The sequence below is a fragment of the Mumia sp. ZJ430 genome, assembly GCF_011751845.1.
Classification (GTDB): domain Bacteria; phylum Actinomycetota; class Actinomycetes; order Propionibacteriales; family Nocardioidaceae; genus Mumia.
Genome location: NZ_JAAHFK010000004.1, coordinates 199560 through 219167, shown reverse-complemented (window position 1 = coordinate 219167; position 19608 = coordinate 199560). Strand labels below are relative to the sequence as shown.

Genomic DNA, 19608 nt, shown 5'->3' with positions numbered 1-19608 from the left:
GCGAGCCTACACCCCGGGGGGTATCGTTCAAGGCATGCAGCTCTCCACCGAAGCCACCCAGCCCGTCGTCAACCGCCTGCGGCGCGCGCAGGGGCAGCTGGCCGGCGTCCTGCGCATGCTCGAGGAGGAGCGTGACTGCGAGGACGTCGTGACGCAGCTCGCCGCGGTGAGCAAGGCTCTCGACCGGGCGGGGTTCGCCCTGGTCGCCTCAGGCCTCAAGGAGTGCCTCGCCGCCGGCGAAGAGGCCGACGCCGAGAAGCTTGAGCGAGTGTTCTTGTCCCTGGCCTGACGCCGGGCGAGGTCAGGACAAGAAGCCGAGGACGGTGAGCACCATCGCGACGGCGACCACGGCGTACGCCGCGGCGAGCAGCGACGGGCCGATCCGGATGCTCTGCGGCGCCCCTTGGCCCCGCGCGAGCCGCGCCTCACCCGACCACTTCACGCCCGCGAAGAGCAGTGCCCCCACCGCGATCAGCACCAGGAGGAGATCCCAGGCGAGCCCGCGCCCGTCACGCACGGCGACGAACGGCAAGATCGAGTCGAGCCACGCGAACGGAGCCCTCGCCCCGGAGCCGTCCGTGCTCGCACCGGCGGCGACCACGAGCAGGATGCCGAGCATCGCCGTGAAGCCGGCGGCCTTGTCCAGCCACCAGCCGCGCCGGATGAGCGCACGCTCCTTGGCCCATCCCTCGTCGGTGTCGACGAAGCGACGTCGCGCCGCGTGCTGGTCGTCGTACCAGCCGTGCGCGCGCCACACTGTCGCCTTCACGCGCGCCGGGTCGAGCGCCTTCACCGCGCGCCGGTGGGAACGCCGCTGGGCACGCGCGACGATCGCGACCGCCGCGCGGTCGTAGCCTCGCTCGTGCGCCACCCGCAGAGAAGCCGCGAGACTCGAGTTGCCCGCCAGCCGCTGGAGGGCCTCCTCGGCACCTGTGGGAACGGGCTGCGGCCGAGGAGCGGGTGCGGCCTTGGTCGGTGTGGTGTCCGCGGTGGCCGGTGGCGGGGTGGGAACGGGCGCAGGGGTGGGGACCGGTGCAGGTGCGGGGACGGGCGCAGGCGCAGGTCGACGTGGCGCCTCGCTGCGCGGCGCCTGGTCGGACCTCGGCTCGTCACGCGCGAGGTCGGCGAGCGAGGCTGCTGCCTGCGGCATGGTCGGACGGTCGGCAGGCTCGCGCGCCGTCATCCGCACGACCAGGTCGCGCAAGGCATCGGGTACCCCAGCGAGGTCGAGTCGGCCGTCGACGACCGCCGCGACCGTCCGGGCGTCGTCGCCGCTCGGGAACGGACGTCGCCCCGCCGAGGCGTAGGCGACCAACAGCCCGAGCCCGTACACGTCGCTTGCCGGCGTGGCGCGATCACCGAGCAGGCGCTCGGGAGCGGCCCACGCGGCGGAGCCGATCATCTCGCCGGTCGTGGTGAGATCGAGCCCGTGCTCCCCCTTAGCGATGCCCACGTCGATGAGGGTCGCGCGGCGGCCCGCGAGGACGGCGTTGGCGGGCTTGATGTCGCGGTGCACGAAGCCGAGGCCGTGCAGCCGGTGGAGCGAGCGCCCGAGGTCGAGCGCGACCGCGGCGACCGTAGGGACCGCCATCGGCCCCGCATGGCGGACAGCCTCGTCGATCGTGATGCCCTCGAGCAGCTCCATCGCGAACCACGGCCGGGCAGGGGTGAGATCGCCCGTGACGTACGCGGGGAACCCGCGCCCACCGAGCTCGTGGAGCAGCCGCGCCTCTTCCGCGAAGCGCTCGCGTGCCCCGCGTCCCTCGAAGGTGAGCACCTTCACCGCGACCCGCGGGCCGCCCTGGGTGCTCGCGACGTAGACCGCTCCGAAGCCGCCCGAACCCAGCAGGGTGTGGAGCGTGTACGGCCCCGCCTGGGGGACTTCTGGGCGCGCCAGAGGGAGCGCACGAGTCGGCGATGCGCCGTCTGATGCCGACACGGAGGCCCCTTCCGCTACGACTGGTCGTCTCGGAAGCCTAACAACGAGTCCGGTTCGACACCCGCGGCATGCCCGCCGTCACCCGCCAAACGTGAGCCGCGCCGCAATCGCGAGCATCACGACCGCCACCGCGGCGTCGAGCACCCGCCACGCTGCAGGCCGGGCGAACACCGGCCTCAACACCCGTGCTCCGTACCCCAGGCCGGCGAACCACGCCATGCTCGCCACCACCGCGCCGCCCGCGAAAGCCCACCGCGCGTCGCCGTACGAACCCGCGACGGAGCCGAGGAGGAGCACGGTGTCGAGGTAGACGTGCGGGTTGAGCCACGTCAGCGCGAGTGCCGTCGCGACCACCGGCCAGAGGGACCTCCGTGTGCCTCGGTCGTCGACGGCCAGCCGCCCGCCGACGACGGCCCGTCGCGCCGCCATCAGCCCGTACGCGACCAGGAACGCCGCGCCGGCCCAGCGCGCCACCTCGACCAGCCCCGGCGCCCGCTCGAGCAGCGCGCCGACCCCGGCGACACCGGCGAGGATCAGCACGACGTCCGACGCGGCACAGACCAGCACGACCGCGCCGACGCCTTCCTGGCGCAGCCCCTGACGCAGGACGAACGCGTTCTGCGCCCCGATCGCCACGATCAGGGACAGGCCCGTGGCAAGGCCGGCGAGCAGCGCGGCAAGCGTGTCGGTGTCGTTCACAGACACGACGCTAGGCGCCTCCACGTGCTGATTCCAGCTAATCTTTCTTCATCCGATGAAGGAGAGCTTTATGAGAGGCGATCTGGCCCTGGACCAGCTCCGTACCCTCGCTGCGGTCGTCTCCGAGGGCAGCTTCGAGGCCGCCGCGTCCCACCTGCGGATCACACCGTCTGCGGTGAGCCAGCGGATGAAGGCGCTCGAGGCCGCCACCGGCCGGGTCCTCGTACGCCGGACGCGACCTGTGACCGTCACCGAGCAGGGGGCAGAGGTCCTTCGCCTCGCCCGGCAGGTCGACCTGCTCATCCGCGAGCTCACCCCCGTCAGCGGCGACGGCGTCCCCGTCGCTGTGCCGGTGGTCGTGAACGCCGACTCGCTGGCGACCTGGTTCCTCCCCTCCGTCGCGGGCGTCGCCGACCGGGTGCTCCTCGACGTGCAGCGCGAGGACGAACGCTACGCCCTTGCCCGGATGCGGGACGGCTCGGCGATGGCAGCCGTCAGCGCCGTGGGCGACCGGGTCCCCGGCTGCTCGGTGAGCGTGCTCGGGACGATGCGCTACCGGGCAATGGCGGCTCCGTCGTTCGCCGCCCGCTGGTTCCCCGACGGCCTGACACCGGACGCGCTCGCGCGGGCACCCGTGGTCGAGTTCGACAGGGACGACGAGCTGCAGCAGCGACTCGTCCGCCGCGTCACGCGCCGCCGCGTGGACCCGCCCCGCCACTACGTCCCCGGGTCCGAGGCGTTCCGTGAGTCGATCGCCCTCGGGATCGGCTGGGGCATGCTCCCCGACCTCCAGTCCGGCCCGCTCGAGGAGTCGGACGCGGTGCGCGAGATCGGTGAGCGCGGGAGGATCGACGTACGGCTCCACTGGCATCAGTACCAGCTCGACTCCCCCGCGCTGACCCTTCTGTCCGATGCGGTGCGCGAGGGTGCGCGACAGCACCTGCGCTGACGCCGGCTCAGCCCTCGCCGATGGTGTTGCCCTGCCCCTCGTCGTCGACTCGCGGGGTCAGCGCGGACCCGTGCAGGATCGTGTTGTTAGAGCCTTCGACGTCGACGGCCCGCAGCTGCTTGATCATGATCTCGTTGCGGCTGCCACCGACGTCGAGCTCGAGGGTCCGCACCCCGGTGATCGTGTTGTCGGAGCCGTCGACCCCAAGGTCGCGGACCGTCTCGAACGTGACAGTAGCGCCGTCGGTGTCGACGTCGATCTCGCCGCACGGGCCGGTGGCGGTGACCGTGGCAGCAGCGAGCACCTTCACCTCGCCGCCGCCGTCACACGCCACGAGCGCCGGTTCGGCGGTCGTGATCCGGTGCTCCTGCCCCTTGCCCACCGTCACCCTGCGGGGCGTCGCAGTGGACGTGCCGTCCGTCGGCGTGGCTGATCCCTCGGTGGTCGGCGACATCTCGGCCGGGGTCGACACGGTCGGATCCGGGTCGTCGTCGGCCGCCTCGCCGCACGCGCCGAGGACAGCCGCGCACGCGAACAGCACCACCACCGAGGTTCTACGACGTCTCGTTGAGCGATGCATGTAGACCCCCTGCGCTCGGCGCCACCCCCGTGGCCGGTCTCCCCTGCACGCTAACCGTCATCCCGCGGCGTCGCAGACGAGGAAGTCCTCAACCCCGAGCGCGGCGAGGGCGAGCCGCACCGGTGCGGGGGCACGAGTCCGGTCCGGGTCGTGGACCAGCCGAGGGTGGGTGAAACGGAGATCCCGACCCCGTGTCCGTACGGTCGCCCCGCCGGCCGCGCGCACGTTGCGCACCCAGTCGGTCTCAGCTCCGTACACGAGCGCGAACGCGATCTCGTCGCCACGTCGGAAGACCGCGACGGGCGTGCGGAACGTCCGTCCCGACCGGCGGCCGCGGTGGCTCACGACGCCGAACCCAGGCATCCACGGCGCGACGTGAACGATGAGCCGGTTGGGGCCCGCCCGGTTGAGGCGTCCCGCGCTCTTGGGGATCGGCATCCTCGTACGGTGCCACGCGCCACGCTCACGCGCCATGATGGGGAGATGTCCGACGATCTCGAGGTGCTGGAGCGCTGGGTGCGTGCCGGCGGGACGTGGAGCGTGGTCAGTCGGACAGCGAGGCGCGCCACCGTTGCGCTGTGCCGCTGCGACGGCGGCGAGGAGGTCGACAGGCTGACGTCCGACGACCCGGCGTTCCTTGCGCACGTCGCGAGGGGTTGGACAGAAGGCTGAGGGCTTGGCTGCGGACCTCGGACCCCGCAGGATTGACCCATGAGATGCCCCAACGACGACACCACCCTCGTGATGAGCGAGCGCAGCGGGATCGAGATCGACTACTGCCCCGAGTGCCGCGGCGTCTGGCTGGACCGCGGTGAGCTCGACAAGATCATCGACCGCGCCGGGACGCAGGCAGCGCCCGCACCTGCAGCAGCGCCGGCGCCCGCCCCGACCTACCAGGAGCGGCCGCAGCAGTCATACCAGCAGCCGCGGTACGAGGAGCGCCGCGACGACCGCCGTTACGACGACCGCTCGTATAAGAAGAAGAAGAAGGAGAACTGGCTCTCCGACCTCTTCGACTGAGGTCCGATGTGGGGTGGGACGAGTCGGCGTACGGTCACTCGGTCACTCGTCCCGCTCGGCCTTCTCCGCGAGCGTCGCGAGCCGCCGGTCCCATGCCGCTGCTTGGCGCTGGAGGTCCCGTCCGAGCGCGCTGAGGGGGCCGCCGAGCGGACGGAAGACCACCTCGCGTCCGCGTCGCTCGGAGGTCACGAGCCCCACTGCGCGCAGGACCTCGAGGTGCTTCACGACGGCCTGGCGTGAGATCGGGAGCTCGGCCGCGAGCGCCGACGCCGAGGCGCCCCGCTGCCCGAGCCGTACGAGGATCCGCCAGCGCGTCGCGTCGCCGAGCGCGGCGAATACCGGTGCGGGTGATGTCGGTGCGCTCACGCGTCGCCGGTGACAGCGCTGACGGTGAGGTGGTCCCGTGCGACGACGAGCTCAATCTCCCAGCCCTCTGCGTTCTCGGCCAGCTTGGCCCGCCGCTCGTCCTCCGAGCCGCTGAGCGAGGCGAATCCGCTCTCGGCCACTCGCAGCGTCACTCCGCCGGGGCGCTCGTCGATCCAGAACTCGACCAGGGTCGACTCGTCGTCGGGCTCGGCCGCAGTGTGGTCGGCGATCCAACGGAACGCCGCGTACCGAGGCGGTTCCAGCGCGACCGTACGGAACGCGAAGACTCCATGCTGCGGGTCGCGGACGAGCGCCACGTCGCCCTCGTACTCGATCTCGTGCTCGACGTATGCCGTGCCGTCGTTGATGTACCAGCCGGGGATCGAGACCAGGTCCCACACCTCCTGGGCCGATGCGTCGATCTCCCGCCGCTTGTCGATCCTGTCGTGCGCGTCCATCTGCTGCCGCCCTTCGCGTCATCTGCCAACATGCAACCCTAGAGTTGCATCTCATCCCACGCCGACGCAAGTACCGCTCGCTACGCTGGCGCGACACCCGACGCAGGAGGAACGATGACCGACGACCGCATCCGCTTCACGCTCGACGAGTCGGAGATGCCGACCCACTGGTACAACATCGTCGCCGACCTCCCCACGCCGCCGCCCCCGCCGCTCCACCCGGCCACGCACGAGCCCGTCGGGCCCGACGACCTGGCTCCGCTCTTCCCGCCCGAGCTGATCGCTCAGGAGGTCACCACCGAGCGCTACGTCGAGATCCCCGAGGCCGTCCGCGACATCTACCGCCAGTACCGCCCGTCGCCCCTGGTCCGCGCCCGCCGCTGGGAGCAGAAGCTCGGCACGTCCGCGCGGATCTACTACAAGTACGAGGGTGTCTCGCCGGCCGGCTCCCACAAGACGAACACGTCCGTCCCGCAGGTCTACTACAACGCCCAGAACGGCATCACCCGGCTCACCACCGAGACCGGCGCCGGGCAGTGGGGCACGGCGCTGTCGTACGCGTGCGCGCTGTTCGGGCTCGAGTGCGAGGTGTGGCAGGTCGGCGCCTCGTACGACACCAAGCCGCAGCGCCGCACGCTCATCGAGGTCTTCGGCGGCAAGGTGCACCGGTCGCCGAGCACGCTGACCGAGTTTGGCAAGGGCTTCCCCACCGACCACCCCGGCTCGCTCGGCATCGCGATCACCGAGGCCGTCGAGCTCGCGGCGCAGGACGACGGCACCAAGTACGCCCTCGGCTCGGTCCTCAACCACGTCCTCCTGCACCAGACGGTGATCGGGGAAGAGGCGGTGCTCCAGCTCGCGAAGGCTGGCGAGTCCGGGGCCGATCTCGTCATCGGCTGCGCGGGCGGCGGCTCCAACTTCGCCGGGCTCGCCTTCCCGTTCCTGCGCGAGAAGCTCGCCGGACGCCAGCAGCCGCGTATCGTCGCCGTCGAGCCGTCCTCGTGCCCGACGCTCACGCGCGGCGAGTACCGGTACGACTTCGGTGACACCGGCGGCATGACGCCGCTGATGAAGATGTACACGCTCGGCCACGACTTCGTGCCGTCCACCATCCACGCCGGCGGGCTGCGCTACCACGCGATGGCTCCGCTGGTCTCGCACGTCGCGCACGAGGGGCTGATCGAGGCGGTCGCGCTCCACCAGAGCGAGTGCTTCGAGACCGCGACCGAGTTCGCCCGTACGGAGGGCATCGTCGCGGCGCCTGAGTCCTCGCACGCGCTCGCGCAGGCCCGTCGCGCGGCGCTCACCGCGGCTGAGTCGGGCGAGGAGCCGGTCATCGTCATCGGCCTGTCGGGCCACGGGCTCCTCGAGCTCGGCGCGTACGACTCCTACCTCCACGGGCGGCTCGAGGACGACCCACTGAGCGACGAGGCGCTCGCCACGTCCCTGGCGGCCGTCCCGGTGCTCTGATGATCGAGGTCGCTCCCGGTGTCCTCGTCGCGACCCACCCGTTCTGCACCACGACCACCACCGTGGTCGTCGGGGCCGACGGGCGGGAGTGCCTTGTCGTCGACCCGGCGGTCACGGCGTCCGAGATCGACGCCCTGGCCGCGGAGCTCGCGTCACGCGAGCTCACGGTCACCGGGGCGTTCTCCACCCACCCGCACTGGGACCACCTCCTGTGGCGACCCGCGCTCGGCGACGCCCCACGGTGGGCGACGGCGCGCGGGGCGCAGCGGGCCCGCGCGGTCGAGGGCGACAACGCCGGCAAGGCGCGAGAAGCGCTCGCGGGTGTCGACCCGAGCGGCCTGAGCCGCGTGACCGCGCTCGCGCCTGGCGCGACCACGCTCCCCTGGACGGGGCGCCGGTGCCGGGTGCTGGAGCACCGCGCGCACGCCGTCGGGCACGCAGCGCTGCTCGTCGAGGACGTCGGCGTCCTGCTGGCGGGTGACATGCTGTCGGACGTCGAGCCGCCGCTGCTCGACCTCGAGGCGGCCGACCCGTGGGACGACTACGCGGCGGCGCTGGCGATGTTCGAGACGACAGCGCCCGACGTCTCGATCGTCGTGCCCGGGCACGGCACCGTCGGCGACCACGACGCGCTCGTACGACGGATCACCGCCGACCGCGCCTACCTTGCAGACCTCCGTTCTGGCGCGTCGACGGACCCCCGACTCGCCGGCGCCGCGGACTGGCTTCGCGACGAGCACGACGAGGCCGTACGACGGTTCGGCCGCTGAGCGACGGGCCGTCAGCGCGCGCCGCGCGACGCGAGCACCCGCGCGGCGACGTGGGGTGCCAGCAGGCTCTCCGGTCGAGCGACGAGCGCCGTCACCCGCAGGAGGGCGGCCGCGACGACCGGATCGCGGCGGGCCACCCGCTGCAGCCGGCGGACGTACCGCCCGATCAGCACGTCCGCACGCGTTTGTGTCCCCACGACTCCCGGCAGCTGCAGATCGGCTCCCCTGACGATCGTCCACGCGCCGTCGACGATCCGTGCCGCCTCCCGGGGGTATCGGGCGCGCACCTCGTCGAGGCCACCCGAGCCGACCGCGCGACCGAGCGCGACGGCCTGCATCGCGGCGAGGCTCATCCCGTGCCCGAAGGTCGGGTCGAGGCTGCAGATCGCGTCGCCCACGGCGGCGTACCCGAGGGGCAGGTCGCGAAGGCGCTCGAAGGCACGCCGTCGGCAGTCGGGGAAGCGGTAGGCGAGCGCGTCGTGCAGGGGTTCGCGGTCGTCGAGCAGGGTGGCGACCTCCGCCGCGACCACGTTCTCGGCGGCGCGCCGGAGCCCGTCGGCGTCGAGCGGCACAGGCTCGTCGCCGTACGCGAACAGCGTCAGCGTCCACGTGGCGTCCTCCTGCCGGATCGCGACCGCGCCCCGAGGCACCTCGGGCGTGGCGGCGGAGATCACGAACATGCGGTCGCCGACGTCGCCGTCGACCGCTTTGACGTGGGTCGTCACGTACCGGATGCCGATCTCGATCCGTTCCTCGTCCGGAGGCGTGGCGCCGATCGCGGGCAACCACCGGTGCGCCCGTCCCGCGCGGCCGGTCGCGTCGACGACCAGATCCGACTCGATCACCCGCTCCGCGGGGTCAGCGTCGCGGTCGCGTGCGACGACACCGGTGACCCGGCCGTCGTGCGCCGTCAGCCGTGCGACATCCGTGGCGGTGCGGATCTCGACGGTCGGGAGCGCGGCGACACGGGAACGGAGGGTGTGCTCGAGGAGGAGCCGGGAGACGGCGACGCCGCCGGCCCCGGTCTCGCACTCGGCGACGAGCCCGCCTCCGACCCACCAGCGCCCCACGATGCCGACGTCCCCGTCGGCATGTGCCCCAGCCTCGACCAGCGCGTCCGTGAAGCCCGGGAGCAGCGCGTCCATCGCGAACCGCCCGGAAGGGAGGAGTCCGTGCGTGTGGATCGCCTGTGGGGTGCCGGGCCGCGGCGCGGGTGTGTCGGGCAGGAAGTCGCGCTCGAGGACGACGACCCGGTCGGCGTGCCGAGAGACGGCCGCCGCCGAGAGCAGTCCCGCGACGCTCCCGCCGGCGACGACCACGGTGCCGAGACGTGCTGGGGTGGTGGACATGGGAACCTCCTGGATCCGGACCTCCTCAGCCTCAGGCCGTCAGGTGCTCACTCTCCAGACCGTTCTCTGTCCAGCTCCTGCCCGCTCGGCGGACCGTGCAGCTCCCAGTCCCACAGGATCTCGTCGAGGCGGTCGATGCCAGCGGCGAGGTGCCGGCGGTAGGTGCTGAACGGCAGGCCCAGCACCTCGGCCGCCCTCTCCTGGGACCCAGCGGGCCGCAGGAAGGTGCGGTCCAGCGCCCGTACGGCGACCTCCGAGCGTGGACGCCGGGCGAGCACCGCGACGGCGTCACGGACCCGCGCGACGAGCGTCGCCGTCGGATCCTCACCCGGCGTGACCAGGCGCGAGCCCACGAGCGGGTTGGTTCGGAGCCGAGGGGCGTCCGTGAGGTCCTTGAGGAGTGCCCGCACCGCGTGGCGGAAGTCGGCACGCGAGAGTGCCACCGCGGGGGCGACAGGGGGCGGGATGGCGCCGGTGTCGTCGAGCTCGCGAGCGCCCAGCCCTTCCAGCCAGTCCTCGTACGGGCTGCGGGCGAAGTCACGCGCCCACACGCCCACCTCGCGACCGTCGACCTCGCACGCACCGAACCGTTCGAAGCCGATGTACGTCCACACCGGCGCCCAGGCCGACTCGTGGGCGCTCGACACGACGACCCAACCGAGGTCCCTGAGACGCCATCCTCGCAGCGACTGCGCCGCCACCTGGTCGGACACGGGCCCGATGCGCCCGGGGGCCGTGGCGTCGAGCCCGATCTGATGGATCACCGCCTCCCCCGGCTCGGGCGGACGACGCTGGGCGAGCGCGGCGAGCGCCCAGCCCGTGACGACGTCGTGGTCCGCGACGTCGGGAGCAGCCCGGTCGAGGCGTACGGCCAGGCAGACGCCGCTGCGCCGGCCAGTGGCGTCCTCGAACACCGTCCACGCCTCGGGCTGCTCGCGCAGCCAGTACGCCGCCACGCTCGCGCGTGCCTCAGCGGCGAACGCGTCCACGACCCACTCGAGATCGCCCGACGCGAGCGGACGCGCCATCAGTGCGCCCAGGTCGTCGAACGCGTACAGGTCCTGCGCCTCAGGGTTCCCGCGGTGAAGGTGCAGGAGATCGGCGGCGAGGCGGTCCTGGTCCGCGCCCTCCGGCCGGCTCATCCGCTCCACGATGACAGCGCGGATCCGGCGGTGGAGGTCCACGAACGCGTCTCGGTCACGCCACCGGAGGTCCCTGTCGAGCGCGTCGCGCACGACCTCGTGGAGGGTCAGACCGTCGGGGTGCGACTCCGCGTACGGGCGTTCCCGAAGCCACTCCAGCAACCCGTCCGCGTCGCCGTCGTCCTGCGCGAGGACCTCGCGCAGCATGCCTCGGTCCACCCGTCGAGCGTGGCCGCAGACGTGCAGCGCGGCCCGCTGGAGCGGGGTGACGCCCTCGTCGAGGAACCGGCCGAGGAGCGCTGCGGTCACGTCCGGGTCGGAGCGCAGCGGGCTCGTGCCGGCCGCGCTGCTCGCGCCCGTGCGCGCGTCGGTCGCGACGACGATCGCCAGCGGATGGCCCCGGCTGTCACGGACCACTCCCGCGGCGGTCTCCTCGTCGCTCACGCCTCGTGACCGCACCAGTGCCGCGGCCGCCTCGGGGTCGAGGTTCCGGACCGGGACGACTAGGCCGTACGCGGCGAAGGCAGGGTCCGTACGCCACGAGGCCGGAGGAGGTCGCCGCCCCGCGAGGAGGACGTGCGCACCCGCGGGAAGAGCGGGGACGAAGGAGCGCCAGAACCAGCCCGCCGTCTGCTCGGCGAGCTCGAAGCGATCGATCGCGAGGACGGACTCGGGGTCGCCCGCGGAGCCGTCCGTCAACCCGCACGTCTCGCTCAGCCGCTCCCTGAACCCGACAGATCCCGGGTCCAGGTCAGCGCAGTCGAGGCTGACGACCGTTCGCCCGGCGGTGATCGCGTCCGTGACGACCGCATCGAGCAGCACGGACTTGCCCACCCCGCCGGGTCCGTGCAGGTACGCCAGCATCCGGCTGTCGTCGTCCAGGAAGGCGCGCAGGGCCGCCAGCTCGTCGTCACGACCGACCAGTGCGTGCCGACGAGCGCGGTCGAACAGGTCGCGTGCCGTACCGGTCACGACGTCATCGTCGCACGGGCGAGCCGCGTTCTCCGCCCATCAGCGCTCAGCGGTCGAGCGCGATCCGGCGGCCGTGCTCGGCGAGCACGCCGCGCACCTCGTCCTCGTCGACGGCATCGAGGAACCGCTCGCCCGGTGTCTCGAAGAGCTGCCGACGGACACCTGGCGCGACCCGTCCCATCCCGAGTGGCCAGAACGTCCCCCAGTGCACGGGGACCGCCCACCGCGCGCCGACGCGTCGTACGAGGTCTGCTGCGTCGGCGGGGCCGACGTGATCGTCGCCGAGCGTCGGTCCCCACCCGCCCACCGGGACGAGCGCGAGATCGACCGGCCTCACGTCGGAGACGTCCGTGGCCGGGCCCGTGTCGCCGGGAAACCACAGCGACCGCCCCGCGCCCTCGACCCGGAACCCGACGGGCTGCGCGGCCTTGCGCGACCATCGATGGCGAGTCGCGGGGTGGTCGGCCGCCGACACCTCGACACGCACGCCGGCGACGGTGAGCAGGTCCCCCGGGCTCGCCTCATGGACGTCGAGCCCGGTACGGGCGAGGAGATCGCGACTGCCGGCGGGGACGACGACCGGCGTGCCCGCGGCGAGCCGGCGCAGCGACGGCAGGTGGAAGTGGTCCATGTGGAGGTGCGAGACCAGCACGAGGTCAGCGGCCGTCGCCTCGTCCGTCGGCGAGGTCGCGTGGCGACGCAGATGGACGAAGCGGTCCACAAAGACAGGATCGGTGAGCACTCGGGTCGCCCCCAGCTCGACCGTCGTGGTCGAGTGCCCCCACCAGGTCACCGCGAGCCCGCTCACCTGCGCACTCTACGACTCAGCCGCTCTTCGCGAAGGGCGACGGAGGCAGGTCCGCCACTGCGGCCACGTCGTCGCCGTGGGGCTGGACATCAAGGCGCCGCCGATCACCTCGCCCGCGAGGGTGCACTTTGTTCGGCTCGGAGGGAGGATCGAGGCAGAAACGACAAGACCCTGTCCGCCGGTGTCTGGCGGACAGGGTCTGTGATCGGTGGAGCTACGGGGATTCGAACCCCGGACCTCTTCCATGCCATGGAAGCGCGCTACCAACTGCGCCATAGCCCCGCGCTGAGCAGTTTTTCACTCAGCGAGCAGACTCGATCTTAGCGGGTCGCTCCACGGGAACCGAAATCGGGGTCCCCCTCCCGGGTACGAGCCCCGTCGTCCGAGGCATCGGCGTCGTCGCTCATCTCCGGGACCGGGAGGTTGCCGGCGTTCCACTCGGTGACCTGCCACCGCCCGAAGCCCTCCTGGAGCACCGCCCAGCAGCCGTTGCTGAAGCCGCCGAACGAGCGCCAGTGCTCCTGCGGGAGGCCCACGAAGGCGCACACGCCGACCCGGATGACGGCGCCGTGGGCGACGACGACCACCGTCTCGTCCTTGTCCATGACGGCGATCAGCTCGCGCAGCGCTGCGCCGAACCGCTCGGCCGCGTCGGCGTGCGACTCGCCACCGGGCGACACGATCTCCTCGCCGCGTCGGAAACGCGCCTCGAGGTCGGGGTAGCGCGCGTGGATCTCGTGGCGCGTCAGCCCCTCACGTTCGCCGAAGGCGACCTCGCGGAGCCGGACGTCGGTCTCCACAGGCACGTCGACGATCCTCGAGAGCGCCGCGGCGGTCGCGCTCGCCCGCTGCAGGTCCGAGCTGACGATGCGCGTCGGGTTGAGCACGGCAAGCCGCGACGCCATCTCTGCGGCCTGCGCGCGCCCGGTCGCGTTGAGCATCGTGTCCGTCTGGCCCTGCAGGCGACCTGCGAGGTTCCAGTCGGTCTGACCGTGGCGCCAGACGATGACCCGCCGACTCATGCGTCGGCGACCGGCGGCTCGCCGGCCAACGGCACGCCGTCGGTGTCCTCGCCCTCTCGTACGCCCTGCGACGTCGCAGGTGCCTTGCCGGCGGCATCGCCGAGGCCGGACAGCGGGATCGCCGGGCAGTCGCCCCATAGCCGCTCGAGCGCGTAGAACGAGCGGTCTTCGTCGTGCTGGACGTGCACCACGATGTCGGCGTAGTCGAGCAGGACCCAGCGCCCCTCACGCTCGCCCTCACGACGGACGACCTTCGCGCCGTGCTCGAGCAGCTTCTCCTGCACGGCGTCGACCACCGCACGCACCTGGCGGTCGTTGGACGCCGACGCGATCACGAACACGTCGGTGATGACGAGGTGCTCAGAAACGTCGAAGGCGATGATCTCGTGCGCGAGCTTGTCGGCGGCGGCAGCTGCCGCCACCTGCGTCAGCTCCAGCGCACGCGGCGATGCGGTCACGGCTGTCTCCCGTTCGGGTGGTGAGATTTGCGAGGAGTGGTCGCCCCGGTGGCGTCCACGTAGAGGCGGTGCTTGGCGATGTACTGGACGACGCCGTCAGGGACCAGATACCAGACGGGCTCGCCCCCACCGACCCGCTCCCGGCAGTCGGTCGAGGAGATCGCCAGAGCGGGGATCTCGACGATGGTGACCCGGTCCTTGGGCAGGGCGTCGAGCGTCTTCATGTCGATGACGTGCCCAGGACGGGTGCACCCCACGAAGTGCGCGAGGTCAAACATCTCCTCGGTGTCGCGCCAGGTGAGGATCTGCGCGAGGGCGTCGGCGCCGGTGATGAAGTAGAGGTCGACCTCGCCGCCGTAGTGGGCGCGGAGGTCGCGCAGGGTGTCGATCGTGTACGTCGGCCCCGAGCGGTCGATGTCGACACGACTCACCCAGAACTTCGGGTTGGAGGCGGTGGCGATGACCGTCATCAAGTAGCGGTCCTCGCCGGGCGAGACCTTGCGGTCGGCCTTCTGCCACGGCTCACCCGTCGGGACGAACACGACCTCGTCGAGTCCGAACCACGACTGGACCTCCGATCCCGCCACGAGGTGACCGTGATGGATGGGGTCGAACGTCCCACCCATCACCCCCACGCGGGGGCGCCGGCCGGCCTCGAGCGGCAGGCTCATCAGGAGTGCTCGCGCCCCTTGCCGAAGGCGAAGAGCCCGACGAGGAGGAGGACGAAGAGAAGGAGCACCGCACCGCTGACGACGTACGGCGACAGGGCTTCCTCCTGCTCGGCGCTCTGCGCCAGGAGGTCGGTGAAGACGGATCCGGTGAACGACATGAGCGCCAATCTACCGTCCGAGCCTGCTGCGGGTACGAACGACCCCGGGCTCAGCGCACGTGGCCGTCACCTGTGACGACGAAGGTGGTCGTGGTCATCTCGGGCAGACCCATCGGGCCCCGCGCGTGGAGCTTCTGGGTGGAGATGCCGATCTCGGCACCCATGCCCAGCTCACCGCCGTCCGTGAAGCGCGTGGACGCGTTGATCATGATCGCGGCGGCGTCCACCGCCGCGGTGAACCGCTGGGCCGTCGCCAGCGAGCGCGTGACGATCGCCTCGGTGTGGCCCGACGAGTACGTCCGGATGTGGGCGACCGCATCCTCGAACGAGTCGACGACGCGGGCCGCGATGTCGAGCGAGAGGTATTCGGTCGCGTAGTCGTCGTCCGTCGCCGTCACGACCGCCTCGTCGGCCGCGAGGAACGCGGCATCGCCGTGGATGGTGACCTCCCGCTCCAGAAGGGCGGCGACGACCCTCGGCAAGAACTCGTCGGCGACCGCCTTGTGCACCAGGAGCGACTCCGCCGCGTTGCAGACGCTCGTGCGCTGCGTCTTGGCGTTGACGACGATCTCGAGCGCCATGTCGAGGTCGGCCTCGGCATCGACGTAGACGTGGACGTTGCCGGTCCCCGTCTCGATCACCGGCACCAGGGACTCCCGGACGACCGTCTGGATCAGGCCCGCTCCCCCTCGCGGGATCACGAGGTCGACGAGTCCACGTGCCCGAAGGAGCGCCGTCGAGCTCGAGCGGTCGGAGGGGTCGATCGCCGAGATCGCATCGGCCGGCAGTCCCGCGGAGGCGACCGCGTCACGGAGGATCGCCGTGATCGCAGCGTTCGAGGCCGCGGCCGAGCCGGAGCCGCGCAGCAGCACCGCATTGCCCGCCTTCAGGCAGATCGCGGCCGCGTCAGCGGTCACGTTCGGGCGACCCTCGTAGATCATCCCGATGACACCGATCGGCACCCGTACCTGGCGAAGCTGGAGCCCGTTGGCCAGCGTCGATCCCCGGACGACCTCACCGACCGGATCGGGAAGTGCCGCGATGTCGCGGGTGCCCTGTGCCATCGCGGCGACACGATCGGCATCGAGACGCAACCGGTCGATGAGGTGCTCGCCGAGCCCAGAGGCGCGCCCCTTCTCCACGTCCGTCGCATTGGCAGCGAGGATCTCGTCGGTGTGCGCGACGAGCGCGTCAGCCATCGCGTGGAGGGCCGCGTCCTTGGCCGCGCGTGGGACCGCACGCAGATCGAGGGCTGCTGCGCGGGCCGACCGGGCGGCGGCGTGGACGTGGGATTCGAGGTCGTGGCTCACGACTTCAGGATAGTGACTCAGAAGTGGACCGGAGTCGGGGCGACCATCCCCGCGCCGGGGTCGTCGAACGTCTCGCCCATGGGCGTCCGTAGGTGGTACGTCGGCTGGTCGAGCACCTCGAGCCCGACCACGTCCCACCGCGGCAGCCCGGCGGAGCCACGGTGCTCCCCCCACACGCGCATCGCCATGGCCGCGACGTCGAGCATCTCGCTCGCCTGCTCCCAGTAGCAGATCTCGGCTCGGTCGACGTCGTAGCGCAGCGAGTGGAGGAAAGCGTGCTCGTCACGCAGGCGCAGCATCGCCGTCCGTACGGCGTCGTCGTCGTGCGGTGCCCCCGCCACTGTCAGTGCGACGTGCCACAGCTTGTGCTGGCCGACCACGAGCCCTCCCTCGGCTTTGGATGTCCGCGGAACACCCTATCCGGCAGGTGTTCGGCACGTGATGAAGTTACGAGGATTGGCTCAGAGCACGACGAGGTCGTCGCGGTGCACCAGTTCGCGCTCGTACTCGGCACCCAGCTCGGCGGCCAGGTCGTGAGTCGAGCGACCGATCATCCGCGGCAGCTCCGAGGCGTCGTAGTTCACCAAACCTCTGGCGACGACCGTGCCGTCCTCGGCCGCGAGGTCGACCGGGTCACCGGAGTCGAAGGCACCCTGGACCCCGACCACACCGGCGGGCAAGAGCGATGCCCGGCGCTCGACCAGCGCGCGCACGGCACCCGCGTCGAGCACCAGAGTGCCCTTGCCCGTGGTCGCATGGGCGAGCCAGAGCAGGCGGGTGGGCCGCCGGCGACCGGTCGGGTGGAAGGTCGTGCCGACCGGCTTGCCCTCGAGCGCCTCTCCCACCTGCGCCGCACTCGTGAGCACCACGGGGATGCCGGCTCCCGTGGCGATGCGGGCGGCCTCGACCTTGGTCACCATCCCGCCCGTACCGACCTTGGACTGGCTCGGCTTGGCGAGGTCGAGGCCCTCCAGGTCACCGTCGCTGCGGACATCGGGGATCAAGGACGTCCCCGGAAGCGTCGGGTTGCCGTCGTACAGTCCGTCGACGTCCGAGAGCAGCACGAGCCGGTCGGCGTGGACGAGGTGGGCGACGAGCGCCGCCAGCCGGTCGTTGTCGCCGAAGCGGATCTCACCTGTGGCGACCGTGTCGTTCTCGTTGACGACGGGCACGACGCCGAGGTCCAGCAGGCGGGCCAGTGTCCGGTAGGCGTTGCGGTAGTGGGTGCGGCGGACGACGTCGTCCACGGTCAGCAGCACCTGGCCGACGACGAGGTCGTGGCGCGCGAACCGTTCGGTGTAGCGCGCCACCAGCAGCCCCTGCCCCACGCTCGCCGCCGCCTGCTGGGTCGCGAGGTCGCGTGGGCGCGCGGGAAGGCCGAGAGGCCTCAGCCCTGACGCGATAGCGCCGGAGCTCACGAGCACGACCTCGTCGCCCCGCTCGCGGGCGGCAGCGAGCGCGTCGACGAGCGTGTGCAAGCGTGACAGGTCGAGCCCCCCGTCCGCCGAGCTGAGCGACGACGAGCCGACCTTGACGACGATCCTCACGACGTCACCCCCACAATGCCTGCCTCACTCCTCGTCGTCCTCCGACCACAGGTTGTCGGGGACGACCCTGTCCCCCTCGCGGACCTCGCGCGCCGTCTGCTCGAACTCGCGCTTGCGGGCGAGGTCGTCGCGGCGCTGCTTGTTGGTACGGCGATGGTTCTCGATGAGTCGGTCGTCCTCGCCGCGACGCGAGCCGAGCAGCTCGGCCCCGGCACTGATCTGCGGGTCGAAGTCGAACACCACGGCATCGTCGACGCTGCCGATGACGACATCGTCGCCGGCCTCGGCTCCCATCGCGAGCAGCCGCGTCTCGACACCGAGCCGGTTCAGGCGGTCGGCGAGGAATCCGACGGCCTCGTCGTTGGTGAAGTCGGTCTGGCGCACCCACCGCTCGGGCTTCTCGCCGCGGACGATCCACTGACCGCCCACATGAGTGATGGTGAAGTCGTCGCCGCCGTCGGCCGAGCGAGGCTGCAGGATCGTCCGTGTGGCCGGAGCGGGCGTGGTGGCCTTGCGGGACGACGCGACGACCTCTGCCATCGCGTACGACAGCGCCTTGAGGCCCTCGTGGCTCGCCGCGGAGATCTCGAAGACCTCCAGGCCACGCTCCTCCAGCTCGCCCCGGACGAACTCGGCGATCGTCTTGGCGTCGGGGACGTCGACCTTGTTGAGGGCGACCAGTCGCGGCCGGTCGTCGAGGCCGCCGTACGCGCTGAGCTCGCCCTCGATGACGTCGAGGTCGGTCAGCGGATCGCGACCGGGCTCGATGGTCGCACAGTCGATGACGTGCACGAGCGCCGCGCACCGCTCCACGTGCCGCAGGAAGTCGTGGCCCAGGCCGCGGCCGTCGGCCGCGCCCTCGATGAGGCCGGGGACGTCGGCGACCGTGTACGTGGTGTCACCCGCCACGACCACCCCGAGGTTCGGGACGAGCGTCGTGAACGGATAGTCGGCGATCTTGGGACGGGCGCGCGACAGCGCCGCGATCAGGCTGGACTTGCCCGCGCTGGGGAATCCGACGAGGCCGATGTCGGCGACGACCTTGAGCTCGAGGGTGATCGAGCGCTCGTCTCCCGGCTCGCCCTTGAGCGCGAACCCCGGAGCCTTGCGCTTGCTCGAGGCGAGCGCCGCGTTGCCGAGGCCGCCCCGTCCGCCCTGCGCGACGACGAGCTCGGTGCCCTGGCCGACGAGGTCGGCGAGGAGCTCGCCATCGGCGCCTCGAACGACGGTGCCCTCCGGCACCGGGAGCACCAGGTCGTCGCCCTGCCCGCCGTTGCGGTTGCCGCCGCTGCCGTGGGTTCCCTTGCCGCCTCGGCGGTGGGGCTCGTGGTAGTAGTCGACCAGCGTGGTCACGTCAGGAGAGACCCGCAGGACGACGTCGCCGCCGTGGCCTCCGTTGCCTCCGTCGGGGCCGCCGAGCGGCTTGAACTTCTCGCGGTGCACCGAGGCGATGCCGTTGCCGCCGTCACCGCCCTTGACGTGCAGGGTCACCTTGTCGACGAACGTCGGGACTGCCATCCGTGCCACCTCCTCAGGATTGTCTCTCGTACGGGTGTGCTCGCGCCGATCCGGTCGGCAGAATCCCGACGAGACGGGACGAGGGGCGAGCCCGCGTGCTGCGGACCCGCCCCTCGTCTACGTCGAAGTCCGTCAGATCACTCCGACGGGACGATGTTGATCACGCGACGACCACGACGCGTGCCGAACTCGACCGCACCAGCGGCGAGTGCGAACAGCGTGTCGTCGCCACCACGGCCGACGTTGGTGCCGGGGTGGAAGTGGGTGCCACGCTGGCGGACGATGATCTCGCCGGCGCTCACCTGCTGACCACCGAAGCGCTTCACACCGAGGCGCTGCGAGTTGGAGTCACGGCCGTTCTTGGTAGAAGCGGCGCCCTTCTTGTGTGCCATGTGCTCGAGC

The 19608-nt window shown here is 71.8% G+C and carries 24 protein-coding genes and 1 tRNA gene; 6 read left to right on the top strand and 19 right to left on the bottom strand.

Translation table 11 applies throughout. The annotated features are described in order from the left end of the window. Positions 1-34: 34 nt before the first annotated feature. On the top strand, positions 35-289 hold the full coding sequence (locus HCT63_RS17260) for a metal-sensitive transcriptional regulator (protein ID WP_167007768.1): 255 nt from the start codon (positions 35-37) through the stop codon (positions 287-289). Between the two features lie 12 nt (positions 290-301). Here the strand turns inward: HCT63_RS17260 and HCT63_RS17255 are convergent, their stop codons facing one another. Both HCT63_RS17255 and HCT63_RS17250 read right to left on the bottom strand, forming a co-directional pair. Next, positions 302-1939, bottom strand: coding sequence for a serine/threonine-protein kinase (locus tag HCT63_RS17255; RefSeq protein ID WP_167007765.1), 1638 nt, complete (start codon positions 1937-1939; stop codon positions 302-304). Between the two features lie 78 nt (positions 1940-2017). Further along, the gene (locus HCT63_RS17250) at positions 2018-2638 is read right to left on the bottom strand and encodes a LysE/ArgO family amino acid transporter (protein WP_167007762.1); all 621 of its coding nucleotides are present in this window, start codon (positions 2636-2638) and stop codon (positions 2018-2020) included. Between the two features lie 70 nt (positions 2639-2708). On the opposite strand from HCT63_RS17250, the gene HCT63_RS17245 reads away from it, so the two are divergent. Beyond that, a complete protein-coding gene (locus HCT63_RS17245; RefSeq protein ID WP_167007759.1) occupies positions 2709-3587 on the top strand; it encodes a LysR family transcriptional regulator ArgP in 879 nt (292 codons plus the stop codon). Between the two features lie 7 nt (positions 3588-3594). Here HCT63_RS17245 and HCT63_RS17240 read toward each other — a convergent pair whose 3' ends face one another. Both HCT63_RS17240 and HCT63_RS17235 read right to left on the bottom strand, forming a co-directional pair. Beyond that, complete coding sequence (locus HCT63_RS17240; RefSeq protein ID WP_167007756.1) at positions 3595-4131, bottom strand: DUF3060 domain-containing protein; 537 nt, start codon at positions 4129-4131, stop codon at positions 3595-3597. Between the two features lie 93 nt (positions 4132-4224). Further along, the gene (locus HCT63_RS17235; RefSeq protein ID WP_167007753.1) at positions 4225-4605 is read right to left on the bottom strand and encodes a nitroreductase family deazaflavin-dependent oxidoreductase; all 381 of its coding nucleotides are present in this window, start codon (positions 4603-4605) and stop codon (positions 4225-4227) included. Positions 4606-4650: 45 nt separating this feature from the next. Between HCT63_RS17235 and HCT63_RS17230 the strand changes: the two genes are divergently transcribed. Beyond that, positions 4651-4839: a hypothetical protein gene (locus HCT63_RS17230; protein WP_167007750.1), complete on the top strand. Its 189-nt coding sequence runs from the start codon at positions 4651-4653 to the stop codon at positions 4837-4839. 39 nt (positions 4840-4878) lie between these two features. After that, positions 4879-5187 carry a zf-TFIIB domain-containing protein gene (locus tag HCT63_RS17225; RefSeq protein WP_167007748.1) on the top strand — a complete coding sequence of 103 codons (309 nt, stop codon included), beginning with the start codon at positions 4879-4881 and terminating at the stop codon, positions 5185-5187. A 42-nt stretch (positions 5188-5229) separates the two neighbouring features. Here the strand turns inward: HCT63_RS17225 and HCT63_RS17220 are convergent, their stop codons facing one another. Together HCT63_RS17220 and HCT63_RS17215 are read right to left on the bottom strand one after the other, a co-directional pair. Then, on the bottom strand, positions 5230-5553 hold the full coding sequence (locus HCT63_RS17220) for a metalloregulator ArsR/SmtB family transcription factor (protein WP_167007746.1): 324 nt from the start codon (positions 5551-5553) through the stop codon (positions 5230-5232). Continuing rightward, positions 5550-6011 carry an ATPase gene (locus HCT63_RS17215; RefSeq protein ID WP_167007744.1) on the bottom strand — a complete coding sequence of 154 codons (462 nt, stop codon included), beginning with the start codon at positions 6009-6011 and terminating at the stop codon, positions 5550-5552. Before HCT63_RS17215 ends, HCT63_RS17220 begins: the two co-directional genes overlap by 4 nt. A gap of 114 nt (positions 6012-6125) precedes the next feature. On the opposite strand from HCT63_RS17215, the gene HCT63_RS17210 reads away from it, so the two are divergent. Both HCT63_RS17210 and HCT63_RS17205 read left to right on the top strand, forming a co-directional pair. Continuing rightward, on the top strand, positions 6126-7481 hold the full coding sequence (locus HCT63_RS17210) for a TrpB-like pyridoxal phosphate-dependent enzyme (RefSeq protein ID WP_167007742.1): 1356 nt from the start codon (positions 6126-6128) through the stop codon (positions 7479-7481). Continuing rightward, a complete protein-coding gene (locus HCT63_RS17205; protein WP_167007739.1) occupies positions 7481-8251 on the top strand; it encodes an MBL fold metallo-hydrolase in 771 nt (256 codons plus the stop codon). Before HCT63_RS17210 ends, HCT63_RS17205 begins: the two co-directional genes overlap by 1 nt. Positions 8252-8262: 11 nt before the next feature. Here the strand turns inward: HCT63_RS17205 and HCT63_RS17200 are convergent, their stop codons facing one another. The 13 genes from HCT63_RS17200 to rpmA all read right to left on the bottom strand — a co-directional run bounded on the left by HCT63_RS17200 (position 8263) and on the right by rpmA (position 19598). Beyond that, the gene (locus HCT63_RS17200) at positions 8263-9600 is read right to left on the bottom strand and encodes an FAD-binding protein (protein WP_167007736.1); all 1338 of its coding nucleotides are present in this window, start codon (positions 9598-9600) and stop codon (positions 8263-8265) included. Between the two features lie 47 nt (positions 9601-9647). Continuing rightward, a complete protein-coding gene (locus HCT63_RS17195; RefSeq protein WP_167007733.1) occupies positions 9648-11714 on the bottom strand; it encodes an ATP-binding protein in 2067 nt (688 codons plus the stop codon). 46 nt (positions 11715-11760) lie between these two features. Further along, positions 11761-12522, bottom strand: a complete 762-nt coding sequence (locus HCT63_RS17190; RefSeq protein WP_167007730.1) for an MBL fold metallo-hydrolase — start codon at positions 12520-12522, stop codon at positions 11761-11763. Positions 12523-12731: 209 nt separating this feature from the next. Continuing rightward, positions 12732-12804, bottom strand: a tRNA-Ala gene (locus HCT63_RS17185). 38 nt (positions 12805-12842) lie between these two features. Next, positions 12843-13544 carry a histidine phosphatase family protein gene (locus HCT63_RS17180; RefSeq protein ID WP_167007727.1) on the bottom strand — a complete coding sequence of 234 codons (702 nt, stop codon included), beginning with the start codon at positions 13542-13544 and terminating at the stop codon, positions 12843-12845. After that, a complete protein-coding gene (gene rsfS, locus HCT63_RS17175; protein WP_167007724.1) occupies positions 13541-14002 on the bottom strand; it encodes a ribosome silencing factor in 462 nt (153 codons plus the stop codon). The genes HCT63_RS17180 and rsfS overlap by 4 nt, the downstream gene beginning before the upstream one ends. After that, on the bottom strand, positions 13999-14673 hold the full coding sequence (nadD, locus tag HCT63_RS17170) for a nicotinate-nucleotide adenylyltransferase (protein WP_167007721.1): 675 nt from the start codon (positions 14671-14673) through the stop codon (positions 13999-14001). Before nadD ends, rsfS begins: the two co-directional genes overlap by 4 nt. Continuing rightward, positions 14673-14831, bottom strand: coding sequence for a hypothetical protein (locus HCT63_RS17165; RefSeq protein ID WP_167007260.1), 159 nt, complete (start codon positions 14829-14831; stop codon positions 14673-14675). Before HCT63_RS17165 ends, nadD begins: the two co-directional genes overlap by 1 nt. A gap of 50 nt (positions 14832-14881) precedes the next feature. Further along, positions 14882-16141 (bottom strand): glutamate-5-semialdehyde dehydrogenase, encoded by a 1260-nt coding sequence (locus HCT63_RS17160; RefSeq protein ID WP_182397152.1) that lies wholly within the window; start codon positions 16139-16141, stop codon positions 14882-14884. A 17-nt stretch (positions 16142-16158) separates the two neighbouring features. Beyond that, entirely contained in the window at positions 16159-16521 is a 363-nt protein-coding gene (locus HCT63_RS17155) for a hypothetical protein (protein ID WP_208322497.1), read from the bottom strand. 81 nt (positions 16522-16602) lie between these two features. Continuing rightward, positions 16603-17688: a glutamate 5-kinase gene (proB, locus tag HCT63_RS17150; protein ID WP_167007716.1), complete on the bottom strand. Its 1086-nt coding sequence runs from the start codon at positions 17686-17688 to the stop codon at positions 16603-16605. Between the two features lie 24 nt (positions 17689-17712). After that, the gene (obgE, locus tag HCT63_RS17145) at positions 17713-19206 is read right to left on the bottom strand and encodes a GTPase ObgE (protein WP_167007713.1); all 1494 of its coding nucleotides are present in this window, start codon (positions 19204-19206) and stop codon (positions 17713-17715) included. A 137-nt stretch (positions 19207-19343) separates the two neighbouring features. Then, complete coding sequence (rpmA, locus tag HCT63_RS17140; RefSeq protein WP_139085531.1) at positions 19344-19598, bottom strand: 50S ribosomal protein L27; 255 nt, start codon at positions 19596-19598, stop codon at positions 19344-19346. Positions 19599-19608 lie beyond the last annotated feature (10 nt).

Coding starts and splice junctions, on each gene's coding strand:
- HCT63_RS17180 (WP_167007727.1), bottom strand. CDS start 13,544: ATGAGTCGGCGGGTCATCGTCTGGCGCCACGGTCAGACCGACTGGAAC.
- HCT63_RS17205 (WP_167007739.1), top strand. CDS start 7,481: ATGATCGAGGTCGCTCCCGGTGTCCTCGTCGCGACCCACCCGTTCTGC.
- HCT63_RS17245 (WP_167007759.1), top strand. CDS start 2,709: ATGAGAGGCGATCTGGCCCTGGACCAGCTCCGTACCCTCGCTGCGGTC.
- HCT63_RS17165 (WP_167007260.1), bottom strand. CDS start 14,831: ATGTCGTTCACCGGATCCGTCTTCACCGACCTCCTGGCGCAGAGCGCC.
- HCT63_RS17210 (WP_167007742.1), top strand. CDS start 6,126: ATGACCGACGACCGCATCCGCTTCACGCTCGACGAGTCGGAGATGCCG.
- rpmA (WP_139085531.1), bottom strand. CDS start 19,598: ATGGCACACAAGAAGGGCGCCGCTTCTACCAAGAACGGCCGTGACTCC.
- HCT63_RS17200 (WP_167007736.1), bottom strand. CDS start 9,600: ATGTCCACCACCCCAGCACGTCTCGGCACCGTGGTCGTCGCCGGCGGG.
- HCT63_RS17225 (WP_167007748.1), top strand. CDS start 4,879: ATGAGATGCCCCAACGACGACACCACCCTCGTGATGAGCGAGCGCAGC.
- HCT63_RS17235 (WP_167007753.1), bottom strand. CDS start 4,605: ATGCCGATCCCCAAGAGCGCGGGACGCCTCAACCGGGCGGGCCCCAAC.
- HCT63_RS17215 (WP_167007744.1), bottom strand. CDS start 6,011: ATGGACGCGCACGACAGGATCGACAAGCGGCGGGAGATCGACGCATCG.
- HCT63_RS17260 (WP_167007768.1), top strand. CDS start 35: ATGCAGCTCTCCACCGAAGCCACCCAGCCCGTCGTCAACCGCCTGCGG.
- HCT63_RS17230 (WP_167007750.1), top strand. CDS start 4,651: ATGTCCGACGATCTCGAGGTGCTGGAGCGCTGGGTGCGTGCCGGCGGG.
- obgE (WP_167007713.1), bottom strand. CDS start 19,206: ATGGCAGTCCCGACGTTCGTCGACAAGGTGACCCTGCACGTCAAGGGC.
- nadD (WP_167007721.1), bottom strand. CDS start 14,673: ATGAGCCTGCCGCTCGAGGCCGGCCGGCGCCCCCGCGTGGGGGTGATG.